Here is a 13,759-nt window from a genome sequence, read left to right as displayed (position 1 = left end):
GCCACACACGTGCCTGCGAAAGAGTACGGAATCTTCCTCCCGATCGGGAACGGGGGATGGATGCTGTCCACCACGGCCCCGCATCCCGAGGCGGACTACGCGTGGAACAGACGCGCTGCCCTGCACGCGGAGAACATCGGCCTCGACTTCATCATGTCGATGGCGAAGTGGCGCGGCTTCGGCGGCACCACCGACCACTGGGGCCGCTCGCTGGAGTCGATGACGATGATGTCGGCGCTCGCCGAGGCCACCACCCGGGTCAAGATCTGGGCGACCCTGCACGCGAACGTGCACAACCCGGCCATCGCGGCGAAGATGCTCACCACCCTCCAGGACGTCTCCGGCGGCCGGGCCGGGATGAACATCGTCAACGGCTCCTACGCGGGGGAGTTCGAGCAGTTCGGCGTCTGGGACCCGGAACTCGGCCACGAGGACCGCTACCGGATGACGGAGCTGTGGACGGAGGCGGTCACCCGGCTGTGGACCGAACCCTCGGTCACCATGCACACGCCGTACTTCGACCTCGTCGACTGCGAGTCCCGCCCGCATCCGGCCAGTCGCCCGACCGTCATCAGCGCGGGCAAGTCCGAGGACGCGCGCCGCTTCCAGGCGCGGTACGCCGACGGCGCCTTCCTCGCCGCGGAGAGCCTGGACGAGATGAGGATGCTGTCGGCCGACGTCCACGCGCGGGCGAAGGCCAACGGCCGCGTCTGCAAGACCTATTCGATGCTCACCGTCGTCCAGGACGCGACCGACGAACTGGCGGCGAAGAAGGTCAGGGAGTGGGGCGCGGGACTCGACCGCGAGGCGCTCGCCCACATGCGCAGGACCTGGGGAGTGCCCGAGGACCAGGCCCGCGCGTGGGCCGAGGGCGCCGAGGGGGAAGCGGCGTTCCAGACCGCGTACGTCGCCGGGTCCGCGGAGACGGTCACCGAGCACATCGAGTACATCGTGCGCGAGGCCGAGCTGGACGGGCTCATGCTGATCTTCCCTGAGTACGACGAGGACATGGTGCTGTTCGGCGAGACGGTACTGCCCGCCCTGCGTGCCCGCGACGAGGTGGCGGCCTGATGTCCGACCTGCGCGAGCGACAACTCGCCCGTCTCACCCGGCCCGGCAGCAGCCCCGCGCTCGTCGTCGTCGACGTACAGCGCGACTTCGCCGATCCGGCGTGTCTGGCGGAGTACCACCTCACCGCTGCCGCCCTGACCGCCCTCGACCGGGCCGTCACCCGTATCGGCGATCTCGTCGGCGCCGCCCGCGCCGCCGGAGTGCCGGTGGTCTGGGTCGAGCTGGGCAGCGATCCGGCGCGGCCGTGGCGGGCGAGCAACTGGCTGCGCGGCGGCGACTACGACGCGCCCGTGAGCCCGGCGGAACCGTGCCTGCTCGGTACGCCCGGCGCCGAGATCCACCGCATGCGGCCCGCCGCGGGCGAACCGCGGGTGACCAAGCGCGGCTACAGCGGATTCCTCGGCACCGACCTCGACGCGCGGCTGCACGCCGCCGGCTGCGACTGGCTCACCGTCGTTGGCCTGACCAGTGAGTGCTGTGTCTACGCCACCGCGCAGGACGCCACGCAGCTGGACTGGCCCGTGGTCGTGCCGCAGGACGCGACGGCCGCCTACGACCTCGACGTGAACGCCGCGGCCCTGGTCCAACTGGGGCTCAACGTCGCCGTACTCAGCGACGCGGACGAGGTCGTCGAGCTCTGGAAGAAGGTCCCGCGGTGAACGGCATGCACACAGCCTTCGACCTCTCCTTCACCCACACCGAGGGCGCGTGGGCCCGGCAGGGCTCCTGGGTCGGGCTGGACTTCCCGGACGTGCGCATGTTCATGGAGCTCGCGCGGACCGCCGAGCGCGCCGGCGTCGGCATGCTGTTCTTCGGCGACGGCAGCGGTGTGCCCAGCACCTGGCGGGGAAGCATCGCCCCCGCCGTGGAGTGGGGCATCCAGTGGCCCCGCCACGACATGGCGCCGGTCATCGCGGCGATGTCCACCGTGACGGACCGGATCGGCTTCGGCCTGACCTACTCCTCGACGTTCATGCACCCGTTCTACGTCGCCCGGCTGCTGAACTCCCTCGACCATGTCACCGACGGGCGCGTCGCCTTCAACGTGGTCGCCTCGACGCGCGGCGCGGACGCGGCGAACTACGGGTTCGCGGAGCTGATGGACCACGACCTGCGCTACGAGCGGATGGAGGAGTTCATCGCGGTCTGCCGCGCGCTGTGGGACTCCGTGGCACCCGACGCGATCGTGCGCGACCGGACGACGGGCCGGTTCGCCGACCCCTCCAAGGTGCACCCCATCGACCACCGCGGGCGCTTCTTCACCGTCAAGGGCCCGCTCGCCTCGGTGCCCAGCCCGCAGTACCACCCGCTCATCGTCCAGGCGGGCAACTCGCCCCGGGGCATCGCCGCTTCGGCCCGGTTCGCCGACCTCATCTTCGGCTTCGGCGGCAACGTCACAAGCCAGCAGCGCCACCGCAAGCTGCTCGACGAAGCGCTCCTCGCCGAAGGGCGCGACCCGGCGCACGTCGGCATCCTCTGGGCCACGCAGGTGATCGTCGGCCGGACGACCGCCGAGGCACGCGAACGCTTCGACTCCGTCCTGGAGTTCTGGAACGAGGAGGCGATCGCCACGTACCTCTCGCACAACGCCGGCTACGACTTCTCGACGTTGCCGGAGAACTTCCGGTTGGCCGAACTGCGCGACGAGATCGTCGCGGTCAACGCCAGCCCCGCGGGCCTCGTCGGCTCTCTCATCGCGGAGTTCGGCGAGGAGCGGACCATGAGCCGTGACGAGTTCTTCACGCACGGACGCACACGGGCGGTGGGCCTCGACCACAGCCTGGTCGGTGACGCCGCCACCGTCGCCGACGCGCTGGAGGAGAACTTCGCCGCGACCGGATCACGCGGCGGTTACATGTTCTCCTGCCCGCTGGCCATGCCCTCGGGGTTCGGCGGCATCAGCGAACTGCTGCTGCCCGAGCTGCGCCGCCGCGGTGTGCTCGCCTCCCAGTCCCCGGGCGCCACGCTCCGCGAGAACCTGGCGGTGTGAGATGACCGCGGCAGGCGGGCGACGCGACTGGCTCGCCCTCGGCAGCCTGTGCCTGGGGTTCTTCATGCTGCTGCTGGACAGCACCATCACCTCGGTCGCCCTGCCCGCCCTCATCACCGGGCTGCACACCACCGAGACCCTGGCGATCTGGGTCAACAGCGGCTATCTGATCGCGTACGCCGTGCCCTTGATCGTCGCGGCCCGGCTCGGTGACCGCTACGGTCACCGGCGCGTCTACCTCATCGGTCTCGTGGCCTTCACGCTCGGCTCCCTGCTGTGCGCGCTGGCCCCGACGGTCACGGTCCTCATCGGCTGGCGGATGGCGCAGGGGGTGGGGGCCGCGCTGATGACACCGCAGTGCCTCACCCTCATCAAGGCCATGTTCCAGCCGCCGCGCCTGGCCGTCGCGCTCGGCGTGTGGGGCGCGATCGGCGGCGCCGCGGTCGCCCTGGGACCGCTGCTCGGCGGGCCGCTCGTCGCCGGGGGCGGCTGGCCGGCGGTGTTCTGGGTCAACGTCCCCGTCGGCGCCGTCGCCATCGCCGCGGTGTGCGCGTTCGTGCCCGCCCTCACCCGCCAGGCGGCCCACATCCCGGTCTGGGCGATCTGCGCCAACGCGGCCGGCGTCCTGGCGCTCGCCCTCGGCATCCAGGGCACGCACGCCGGGAGCGGTGACGCGTTCGGTGTGCCCCGGTGGCTGCTCGCGGCAGCCGGCGCGCTGACAGTCGCGGCCGTGGTCCGGCTGCAGCGCCGTGACGGGCCACGCGCGCTCGTGCCGCTCGATCTGCTGCGCAGCCGGGGATTCGTCACCTCTGCCTGCGGGGCCGCCGCGGCGGCGTTCTGCTCCGGCTCGGCCATGATCCCCCTGATGCTCTACCTGCAGCGGGAACGCGGGCTCGACGCCGGTGCGGCGGCGCTCACCCTGGTGCCGATGGGGGTGGTCTGTCTGCTCGGCGCACCGGTCTCGGCCCGCCTCAACAACGGCATCGGGCCCAGGGGGGTCGCCGTCATCGGCTCCCTCGCGCTGGTCGTGTCCATCGGCGCGTCAGCGGTGCTGGTCGCGGCGGACGCTCCCGTGGGCGCGCTGACCGCCGTCTTCGCGCTGTACGGCGTGGCCAACTCGTTCGTCTGGTCGCCCCTGTCGATCGCGGCGGTGACCACGGTCGCACCGCAGATGGTCGGGGCGGCGTCCGGAGCCTTCAACGCCATGAAGCAGCTCGGCGCGGTCCTCGGCAGTGCGATCTCCGCGGTGCTGCTGACCGCCTTCGGATACGCGGCCACGCTCAGCGGCCTCGCCGCGGTCGGACTGCTCTGCCTCGCGGCGGCGCTGTGCCTCCGCGTGGACCGGCGCGGGGACGGATCTCCGGGTGCGTCCGCCGCGCCACCCGTACTCACAGGAGTCGCATGATGAAGTCTGTCGCCGTCGTCGGAAACCCCAAAGCCGCCTCCCGTACCCGCGACGCCGCCGAACGCCTGGCCGCCGCCCTCGGGCTGGAGTGCGAGGTCCTCGAAGTCGCCGCGCTCGGGCCCGGCCTGCTCGGCTGGGGCGATCCGGACGTCACCGCCGCGGTCGACCGCGTGCGGGCCGCGGACGTCGTGATCGCCGCGTCCCCCACCTACAAGGGCACCTACACCGGACTGCTCAAGGTCTTCCTCGACCAGTTCCCCACGGCGTCCGGCCTGGCCGGCCAGGTGGCGCTGCCCCTCATGCTCGGCGCGGGGCCCGCGCACGCGCTCGCCCCGGAGACCGGTCTCAAGCCGGTGCTCGTCGAACTCGGGGCCACCTGCCCCGCACAGGGTCTGTACCAGCTCGACTCCGCCTACACGACGGACGGGTCGCTCGCCGGGTGGGTGGAGCGGTGGGGCCGGACCGTACTCGACGCGGCGAGAGCGGCGCGGACGGCCAGAGCGGCGCGGACGGCCAGAGCGGCGCGGGCGGCGGACACGGCAGACACGGCGGACACCGCGGACACGGCGGCGACGCCGAAGGGCGGGGTCAACCGATGACGTCCGCACCGGACTTCACGTCCGACCCCGGTGAGATGAAGAGGGCGTTCGCCGGGTTCCCGTCAGGAGTCGCGGCCCTGTCGGCGGTCGTCGACGGCGACCCGACTCTCATGATCGTCTCGTCGTTCGCTGTCGGGGTCTCCTACGACCCGCCGATGGTCTCCTTCGCCGTGCAGCGCAGCTCGACGACCTGGCCGGTGCTCTCCCGTACACCCGCGATCGGGGTCTCCGTCCTCGGGGAGGAGCACACCGGCAAGGCCCGGCAGATGGCGTCCCGCAGCAAGGACAGCCGGTTCGCCGGCCTCGGCACGGTGCAAACGGCGTCCGGCGCGGTGTTCCTGGAAGGCGCGCCGGTCTGGCTGGAGTGCGCCGTCGAGCGCAGCTATCCGGCCGGTGACCACGACATCATCCTGCTGCGGGTGCTCGCCATGATGACCGACGACGAGCGCAACCCCGTCGTCTGGCACCGGCAGACCTTCAAGCTGCTGGGCAGCTGAGGCGCCAACGGCGCCCTGCCGCGCCGGACTTCGGGGGCACGCCGCAGCGCGTACGGCCCGCCCGGCCGGTGGACTCCTGGGCGGGCCGTCATGGGGTGGAACGGAACACGTAGTCGCCGGAACCGGTCAGGAAGACCGCGTAACCGTCGCGCACGCCGGCGAACCTGGCGTCGGGCGCCGCCGTGACCGCGTGCCGGTCGTGCGCGGGGACGAGGATCTCGGCCGTCGCGCCGACGGGCACGCTGACGCGGAGGGTGAACTCACCGTGCTGGAGGGTCCAGGCCGAACTCACCCGGCCGAGCGGGGACGCCACGTGGGCGGAGGCGCTGGTGAGGCCGCCGACCGGATACGGCTGGATCCTGACCTTCGTGTAACCGGGCGCCGCCGGCTCGATCCCGGCGACGCGCTGGTAGAGCCAGTCGTCGACCGTCCCCAGGAACGCGTGGTCGTGCGAACGCGAGCCGGCCCCCCACTCCTCCCACATCGTCGTGGCACCGAGAGCCTGGAACCAGTAACCCCAGCCGGGGTAGGTGGGGTTGGTGGCGACCTGGTAGGCGAGGTCTCCGGCGCCGGAGTCGGTGAGCACCGGAAGGATCACCTTCGTGCCCAGCGCGCCGGTGTTGAGGTGGTTGCCGCGGGTCCTGATGTCGTTGGTGAGGTTGGCGAGCACGGCCGGCCGGTCGGCCGCGGGGACGAGGCCGAGGCTCAGCGGCAGCAGGTTCGAGGTCTGCCGGTAGCCGGCCGCCTTGTCGTCGTAGTAGGCGTGGGCCGAGGTGTCGAAGAAGGCCGCGTTGAAGGCGTCCGCCGTCGTGGCCGCCAGGGTGCCGAAGTGCGTGGCGTCGCTGTCGTGGCCGAGGGCGTGCGCGATCCTGGCCATGATGGTGGCCGTCCGGTAGATGTACGCGGTTGCGACGAGCCGGGTGCCCTCCGGCGGGAACGCGGCGCCGGGCGCGACCCAGTCGCCGTAGCTGAAGCCCGTGTAGATGCCGCCGGTCGCCGCGATCGTCTGCTCGTAGTGGTCGAGCCACTTCTTCATCGCGGCGTAGTTGTCGGCGAGCGGGCGGGTGTCGCCGTAGTACCAGTAGAGATCCCAGTTGATCAGCACGAAGCTCGCGGACCAGACCGGGTCGGTCACACCCTTGGCCCCCACGGTGCCGGGGACGGTGTGGCCGATCGTCCCGTCCGCGTTCTGGTCGTCGCGGTGGGCGCGCATCCAGTTCTCGTAGAAGTTCTCCATGTCGAAGTTCGCGATCGCGGAGTCCGCGTTGAGGTGCGCGTCCGCGTCGTAGGGCCGCTTCTCGTACATCGGGGTGTCGGTCGGGATGGAGTGCAGGTTGTTCAGCGTCGTGTTCGCCTGGGCGTCCTGGTAGCTGTTGAGCAACGGGCTGGAGCTGGTGAAGTCGCCGGTGGCCGCGACCGCCGTGTGTACGCGCTCCGCGGTGACCGATGCCACGGTGACTCCGGCCGGCGCGTCGATCTGGACGTAGCGGAAGCCGTCGTAGCTGTAGCTGGGCCGGTAGCTCTCCAGGCCGCCGCCCTTGAGCGTGTACCTGTACGACTGCAGGCCGGCGTTGTCGACGGTGCCGTCCGGGAGCAGCTTCTCCCCGTAGGTGATCGACACCACCGCCCCGGCCGGTCCCCGCAGGGCGACGCGCGCCCACCCGGCCGTAGGAGTGCCGAAGTCGTGGACCTGGACGCCGTCGCCCGGCGTGGTGACGTTCTTCACCGGCAGGCTGCCGGTCACCTTGATCGGCGGGAACGCCGCGGCGCGGAGCGTTCCGCCGGGCGCGGTGACGGCGGGCGCGGGCTTCCAGCCGGCGTCGTCGAACCCGGGACGGTTCCAGCCGGGCTGCTCCAGCCGTGCGTCGTACGTCTCGCCGTACAGGACGGACTCGGTGCGCGTCGGCCCGTCGGCGGCCTTCCAGCTGCCGTCGCTCGCCACCTGCTGGGTGCTGCCGTCCTGGTAGGTGATGTCCAGTTCGAGCTTCAGTTTCGGCTCGCCGTGCCAGGGCGAAGCGTCCCACTCGTCGGGACTCGTCATCGCGTAATAGCCGCGTCCCAGGCTCACCCCCAGCGCGTTGCGGCCGGTCCGCAGCGCCTCGGTGACGTCGTACGTCGCGTACAGGACGGTCTTGTCGTAGACCGTGAAGGCGGGGTCGAGTTCGTGGTCGCCGACGCGCTTTCCGTTGAGGTAGAGCTTGTAGTAGCCGAGCCCTGCGATGTACGCGCGCGCGGACCTGATCCGCTGGCCGGCGCTGAAGTCCTTGCGCAGCAGCGGCTCGGGCGGGCTCGGCACGCTGACCGAGGTGTACCAGGGGGCGTCGCCGTAATGGGCGGCTTCCAGGGCCGCAGGCCAGGCCGAGTCGTCGAAGTCCGGTTGCTGCCAGCCGGCGGCCGCGCTGTCGGCCGAGGTCCAGGCGCTGTCGGTGACGAGGTCGAGCGGGTCACCGGTCGAGCCCTGGACGTGCAGTGTGCCGATCAGTCCGGCGGGGCCGGCGAAGGCGTTGACGGCCTGGACCGCGATCACATTGCGGCCGGGACGCAGGTCGGCTGCGATGTCGACGAGGGTCGCCGTGCTCCAGGAGTTGCTCACGTCCGGCGAGCGGGTGATCTCTTTCCCGTTGACGTAGAGGATGAAGCTGTCGTCGGCGGTCAGCTCGAACTGGGCCGTGCTGACCGCCTCGTTCGCGGGCAGGTCGAACGCGCGCCGGAAGTACCGGGTCGCGACCGGCACCGAGTCGGTCGGTCTGCCCTCGGGGTACCAGATCCAGTCGGCGCCGGTGAGCGAGCTGGTGGCCGGCTGCGAGGGCGAACCGATCCACTTCCCGTGGAACTGGTCCGGCGTCAGGAACGCCGTCTCGAACCACGCCGGCTGACTCCACCGCGACGCCTTGTGGGCGGTGTCCCAGACCCGCACCCGCCAGAAGTAGCGGGTGCGGGAATGCAGGGCGGCCCCGGCGTAGTCGATGTCGAAGGACCGCGACGAGCGCACCGTGCCGCTGTCCCACACGTCCGCCCGCCCGTCGCGCGTGGTGGAGACCGCGACCTCGTACGCCGACTGCCCGGCGCCGTGCGCCTGCGCGCTCAGGGTCCAGCCGAGCCGCGGCCTGGCCTCGTCGACCCCGAGCGGGTCGACCTGATGCTCGACCGTCAGCTGCCCGGCCTGGAGGCCGCCGGTCCGGGCGGCGCTGTCCGCCCGGACGGGTGCCACCCCGAGGGCCAGCAGGACCAGCACCGCTGTCGTCACGCGCAGAATCACTGCGTCTCCTCTGCTTCGGAGGGGATGGCGTCGGCTCGGGGTGCGGTGTGACGCGCACGAGGCTGTCGGGGTTCGGGGTTCGGGGTTCGGGGTTCGGGGTCCGGCGTCCGGGGGCCGGACGCTGTGCCGGCCCGGCGTTGCGTCATCGCCGTGGGAAAATCGTTTCAACTCCGCGTGGCATGAAGGTAGGGGCCGCACCGGGGTAGGTCAAGAGTGCTGCCGTAATGAGCAACGGCCCGGAATTGAAACGTATTTGAAATCCTGACAGGCCAGGCATCGGCCGAAACGGGCCTGCCCGCCGCCCGCCCTCGCGCGGAGGCGCGGCAGAGGGGCGGGCCGGCCGGCCGGTCGGCGGCTCTCGCTGAGGGCGTTCGCGTACTGCTCGTCGGTCACGGGCTCCAGCCAAGCGGTGCCGTCGCCGCTTCCGTCGCCGACCACGAGCGCGGGGTGGGCTATCCGCACATTCCTGGCCTCTCGCCGCGCCAAGACCGCCCCGCAGCAGGCCGGGCTGCCTGCGTACGGCGGCAACCGGTGCGTGCCGGGCCTGCGCCGTGAAGAAGCGGCCCTGCTGGCCGGCGTCAGCATCGCGTCACCTCGCCGGGGCCTCCGAGGAGTTCCTTACCGCGTGGGCGTGCGTCTGGCCACAGCGGCCGCAAGTCCTTCCGCCACCCCGCGGCCGGCACCCGTGCGCAGGGCGGCCGGCAGCACCGGTGAGTCCTGTGATCGCCCCGCCCTCTGATCGTGTGTCCTCAGGACACCGGTGGCCGGATCACGATCCGGTGGAGGCTCCGTGGCCGAGGGCCCACGCGTCGATGTCGCGGTAGTGGATCGGCCCGCGGCTGCGGCCGGCGTTGCTGCCGACCAGGTGCAGACGGCGGGCAGGCCATGGGCGGCCGGTGAATCCGGTCAGCCCCTCGGCGATTTCCCCCGCCGAGGACTGATCCCCCCGGCGGGCACGGGCCAATGTCAGATGCGGGCGCAGGGGGCGGTCCTCGAAGGCGACACCGCAGTTCCTGACGACGGTCCGCACATCGGCGGCGAGTACGTGCAACGCGTCGAGTTCTCCGTCGACACCGGTCCACAGCACCCGGTCGTCGAAGCTTCCGCTGCCGCGCAGAGCCAGCCGGAGCGGTGGATGGTCCGCCGCGAGGCCGGCGAGAGGCGGCCGCAGAAGCGGCACCGTACCGACCGGCAACTCCCCGAGGAACGCCAGCGTGATGTGCCAGTCCTCCACCCGGTTCCACCGCATATGCGGGTACGCCGCACAGGCGGCGCGCAACTCGCGGGCCAGTTCCTCCTTCGCGTCGTCGGGCGGGGCGAGGGCGATGAACACACGCACGGTCGCGGCCTGAATCTGATCATTCACACCGGCCTTCGTACCACCCGGGCACCGCACGCGACCGCCCGGACACCGCAGGGGAGCGTGGCAGAAGTGCGCACGGTCCCGCGGTTGTGGAAGGGGCGCTTCGGCACCCGGCAGGTGGGACACGGGGACGACCGCGTGACCACGCAGATGCGATGCACCACCAGCCAGGCAGAGTTCGCGCCGCTCAGCGTGACGGTGGCGGGCAAGTCGCAGCCCCGGAAGCCGCGTTCGCCGGTGGGGGACCATCCAGATCACTGCACTACTGTGGCGGGCCATGAACGCGGATCGTTGGCTGGCGGACACCCGGACCTCCTACGACACGGTCGCGGTCAGCTATGCCGATCGCATGCGCGGGGCTCTGGCGGGGGAGCCGTATCTCCGGGCGGCCCTGGCGGCGTTCGCCGAATTGGTGGACGCCGCGGGCGGTGGGCCGGTGGCGGATGTGGGCTGCGGTCCCGGACACGTCACCGCTCACCTTCAGGAGCTGGGCGTGGACGCTTTCGGCATCGACCTTTCATCCGCGATGATCGACGTGGCCCGGCGTGACCACCCCCGCCTGCGGTTCGAGGCGGGCTCGATGACGGACCTCGACCTCGCCGACGCTTCACTGGCAGGCCTGCTCGCCTTCTGGTCGCTGGTTCACGTCCCCGACGAGGCGGTCCCCACGGTCTTCGGCGAGTTCCGGCGCCTGTTGCGTCCCGGCGGGCCATTGCTGCTCGGCTTTCACGTCGGCGACGGGTCGACGCTGAAGACGCAGGGCTACGGCGGTCACCCGATGAACGTCCACGTCCACCGCCGCCGGCCCGACCAGGTGGCGGCCTGGCTGCGCGACACCGGCTTCACCATGGAGGCCCACCTGCTGATCGCCCCCGACGAGAACCTTCCCGGTGCCGTCCTCTTCGCACGCCGTCAGCCTTAGCTGAGCGCTCCCGGTGCGGCCGACCGTGTTCGGCGGTTCCGCGACGCCGACAAACCGGCCGGGCATGGTGCGGACGCGGACCGACCACCCCCGCGCGGTGCGGTCGTCTGGTTCGGGAGGACCGAGCGTGCCTGTGCGGCGAGCCCTCACCTTGGGACAAGGTCAGGCGCGATCCTCCGAGGCGCAGAACACATAAGGCCTGGCGAAGCCGGACGCCCGGCTCGCGGTCGGGCGGTCACCGCTAGGAGCCGTCGAAAGCCGTTCGGGAGTCGAGGATGCCGCCGGCGTTCTCCTCTGCCCAGCGGGCCAGGGACCGGACGACTTCCAGGAGGCTGAGGCCGCGCGCCGTGAGGGCGTAGTCGACGCGAGGGGGCTTGGTGTCACGCACGGTCCGTGTGACGAGGCCGTCGCGCTCCAGCCTGCGCAGCGTCGCGCTGAGCATCCGCTGAGTGATCGGACCGCTGAGGCGGCGCAGTTCATTGAACCCGCGCGTGGTGCCGGCGAGCTTGCAGATCACCACCACGGTCCATTTGTCGCCGATCCGTTCGAGCACGTTGCGGATGAGATCCTGGCCTTGTTCGCACAGAGCGCGAGCCGTGTCGTCCGGTTCCGTGATCGGGTGCACCATGCCAGTAAGTATACGAGCGACACCCGGTGCGCTCCGCGCCGTCCCTGACGGCGGACGGTATCCGCAGAGATACCTGCGCACTTCAAAATTCCCTCTTGCCGCCTTGATCGTGCTCCCGGAGACTCGAAAACGCCGGGATATGCCCCGGGTATTCATGGGCGACTTACCAGGAGCTGTGACGTGCGAGCGGTTGGGCTGTACGAGTTCGGCGGACCGGACGTATTGCGGGTTGTCGATCTCCCGGATCCGCACGCAGGACCCGGCGAGATCCGTGTGCGCGTTCACGCGGCCGCGGTGAATCCCGCGGACACGCTGCTGCGCTCCGGAGTGCACGCGCGCATGCTCGCGGCCGTTCCCGGCCCGTACGTCCCCGGAATGGACATCGCGGGCGTGGTCGACGAGATCGGCCCCGGGACCGAGACCGATTTGCGTATCGGCGACTCGGCCATGGCTGTGGTCATGCCGATGGGGACCGCCGCCGGCGGTTACGCCGAGTACAAGGTGCTGCCGGCGAGCTGGGTCGCCCGTGCGCCGAAGGGCTGCGACCACACGAGCACCGCGACCCTGCCGATGAACGGCCTCACCGCCCTGCGGACGCTCGACCTGCTGGCACTCCCGGCAGGATCGGTCTTCGGCGTCGTCGGAGCGGCCGGGGGGCTCGGCGGACACCTGGTGCAACTGGCCAAGCACCAGGGACTCACCGTGATCGCCGATGCCGCACCCGCCGACGAGGAACTGGTCCGCAGCTTCGGCGCGGACGAGATCGTCGCCCGGGGGACCGGTGTCGCCGAGCGTATCCGCGCCCGGTATCCGGACGGTGTGGACGCGGTCGCCGATGTCGCGCTGTGCGGTCCGGGACTGTCCACGGCAGTCCGTGACGGCGGCACATTCGTCCTTTTCCGCGGCGCTGATGAGCCCGGTGGCTATGCGTACGGAAACAGTGGCAGGATATCGGTTGTGACGACTTTCGTCCCCGACTATTTCGGGCGAACGGACAAGCTGGATCAGATTCGGGAACTCGCGGAGGCGGGCGTCCTCGCCCCGCGGGTCGCGGAGACCTTTACCCCGGCCGGGGCAGGTGATGCGCACCGGCGGTTGGCGGGCGGCGGTGTCCGCGGCCGGCTCGTTATCGCTTTCTGATAATCCTTCATTTCGATAACTCCAGGAGTAGTCAGTCATGTCAGCACGTTTCGCCGAAAAGGTCATCCTTATTACCGGTGCCACGTCCGGTATGGGCCGCGCCGCCGCTGAGCGGGTCGCGGCAGAGGGCGCGAAGGTCGTCCTCGCGGCCCGCGGCAGGGAGGCAGGTGACGCGCTGGCCGCCGGCCTCCGGGCCGGTGGGGCGGACGCCGTCTTCGTGCGCACCGATGTGACGGTGGAAGCCGAGGTCGCGGATCTTGTCCAGCAGGTGGTGGACCGGTACGGGCGCCTCGACGGGGCCTTCAACAACGTCGGCGCGGCCACCGCTGTGGGCCCGCTGACCGGGATCGACGGCAAGGCATGGGATGCCGACCTGGCCCTCAACCTCAGCAGCGTCTTCTTCAGTCTCAAGTACCAGGTGCCGGTGCTGCAGGCCTCCGGTGGCGGTGCGATCGTGAACAACGCCTCCAACCTCGCGGTGACCGGTGCCGCCGGGATGGCGTCGTACAGCGCGGCGAAGCACGGTGTCGTCGGTCTCACCCGGTCGGCCGCTCTCGATACGGCGGCTTCGGGTGTACGGATCAACGCGCTCGTCACCGGCGGTGTCGACACCCCGCTCCTTCGCAACAACATGGGTCTGCCGCCGGAAGAGGCGGTCCGTGTCGCCGGAGCGGCGCACCCGGTCGGGCGGATCGCCCGCCCGGAGGAGATCGCGGCGTTCGTGGCGTTCCTGCTCAGCGACGAATCGACCTTCATCACCGGGGCCGCACTGGCCATCGACGGTGGGATGACCGCGGCGTGACGGTCGCGTCGGCGGTATGCGGGTGAAGCGGGCCGGTGGGCAGCCGGCACCGCGGACGTACGCTGCGTTGACCGGGCCCGGGG

The 13,759-nt window shown here is 71.2% G+C and carries 12 protein-coding genes and 1 pseudogene; 10 read left to right on the top strand and 3 right to left on the bottom strand.

Features of this window, described 5'->3' with window-relative positions; all coding sequences use genetic code 11:
• Positions 1-9: 9 nt before the first annotated feature.
• From OG552_RS01810 to OG552_RS01785, 6 genes are read left to right on the top strand one after another with little or no spacing between them, the layout of a single operon-like run.
• Entirely contained in the window at positions 10-1,071 is a 1,062-nt protein-coding gene (locus OG552_RS01810; RefSeq protein ID WP_329128953.1) for an LLM class flavin-dependent oxidoreductase, read from the top strand.
• On the top strand, positions 1,071-1,730 hold the full coding sequence (locus OG552_RS01805) for a cysteine hydrolase family protein (protein ID WP_329128951.1): 660 nt from the start codon (positions 1,071-1,073) through the stop codon (positions 1,728-1,730). The genes OG552_RS01810 and OG552_RS01805 overlap by 1 nt, the downstream gene beginning before the upstream one ends.
• Positions 1,731-1,735: 5 nt before the next feature.
• Positions 1,736-3,061: an NtaA/DmoA family FMN-dependent monooxygenase gene (locus OG552_RS01800; RefSeq protein WP_329140498.1), complete on the top strand. Its 1,326-nt coding sequence runs from the start codon at positions 1,736-1,738 to the stop codon at positions 3,059-3,061.
• A 1-nt stretch (position 3,062) separates the two neighbouring features.
• Positions 3,063-4,466 (top strand): MFS transporter, encoded by a 1,404-nt coding sequence (locus OG552_RS01795; protein WP_329128949.1) that lies wholly within the window; start codon positions 3,063-3,065, stop codon positions 4,464-4,466.
• Complete coding sequence (locus tag OG552_RS01790; protein ID WP_329128948.1) at positions 4,466-5,065, top strand: NADPH-dependent FMN reductase; 600 nt, start codon at positions 4,466-4,468, stop codon at positions 5,063-5,065. The genes OG552_RS01795 and OG552_RS01790 overlap by 1 nt, the downstream gene beginning before the upstream one ends.
• Positions 5,062-5,562, top strand: coding sequence for a flavin reductase family protein (locus OG552_RS01785; protein WP_329128946.1), 501 nt, complete (start codon positions 5,062-5,064; stop codon positions 5,560-5,562). The genes OG552_RS01790 and OG552_RS01785 overlap by 4 nt, the downstream gene beginning before the upstream one ends.
• Before the next feature lie 88 nt (positions 5,563-5,650).
• Here OG552_RS01785 and OG552_RS01780 read toward each other — a convergent pair whose 3' ends face one another.
• Positions 5,651-8,821: a family 78 glycoside hydrolase catalytic domain gene (locus tag OG552_RS01780; RefSeq protein WP_329128944.1), complete on the bottom strand. Its 3,171-nt coding sequence runs from the start codon at positions 8,819-8,821 to the stop codon at positions 5,651-5,653.
• 454 nt (positions 8,822-9,275) lie between these two features.
• On the opposite strand from OG552_RS01780, the pseudogene OG552_RS01770 reads away from it, so the two are divergent.
• A pseudogene (locus OG552_RS01770) lies at positions 9,276-9,453 on the top strand (transcriptional regulator); the annotation flags it as partial.
• A 137-nt stretch (positions 9,454-9,590) separates the two neighbouring features.
• Here the strand turns inward: OG552_RS01770 and thpR are convergent.
• Positions 9,591-10,187, bottom strand: coding sequence for an RNA 2',3'-cyclic phosphodiesterase (gene thpR, locus OG552_RS01765; RefSeq protein ID WP_329128942.1), 597 nt, complete (start codon positions 10,185-10,187; stop codon positions 9,591-9,593).
• Positions 10,188-10,461: 274 nt separating this feature from the next.
• Here thpR and OG552_RS01760 point away from each other — a divergent pair, with 274 nt between their 5' ends.
• On the top strand, positions 10,462-11,106 hold the full coding sequence (locus OG552_RS01760; protein ID WP_329128941.1) for a class I SAM-dependent methyltransferase: 645 nt from the start codon (positions 10,462-10,464) through the stop codon (positions 11,104-11,106).
• A 241-nt stretch (positions 11,107-11,347) separates the two neighbouring features.
• Here OG552_RS01760 and OG552_RS01755 read toward each other — a convergent pair whose 3' ends face one another.
• Complete coding sequence (locus OG552_RS01755) at positions 11,348-11,734, bottom strand: winged helix-turn-helix transcriptional regulator (RefSeq protein WP_329128939.1); 387 nt, start codon at positions 11,732-11,734, stop codon at positions 11,348-11,350.
• 180 nt (positions 11,735-11,914) lie between these two features.
• On the opposite strand from OG552_RS01755, the gene OG552_RS01750 reads away from it, so the two are divergent.
• Both OG552_RS01750 and OG552_RS01745 read left to right on the top strand, forming a co-directional pair.
• Positions 11,915-12,874, top strand: a complete 960-nt coding sequence (locus OG552_RS01750; protein ID WP_329128938.1) for an NADP-dependent oxidoreductase — start codon at positions 11,915-11,917, stop codon at positions 12,872-12,874.
• 37 nt (positions 12,875-12,911) lie between these two features.
• On the top strand, positions 12,912-13,676 hold the full coding sequence (locus tag OG552_RS01745; RefSeq protein WP_329128936.1) for an SDR family oxidoreductase: 765 nt from the start codon (positions 12,912-12,914) through the stop codon (positions 13,674-13,676).
• Positions 13,677-13,759: the final 83 nt, after the last annotated feature.

It is taken from the genome of Streptomyces sp. NBC_01476 (assembly GCF_036227265.1).
Classification (GTDB): Bacteria; Actinomycetota; Actinomycetes; order Streptomycetales; family Streptomycetaceae; genus Actinacidiphila.
This window is presented reverse-complemented; position numbering and strand designations above follow the sequence as displayed.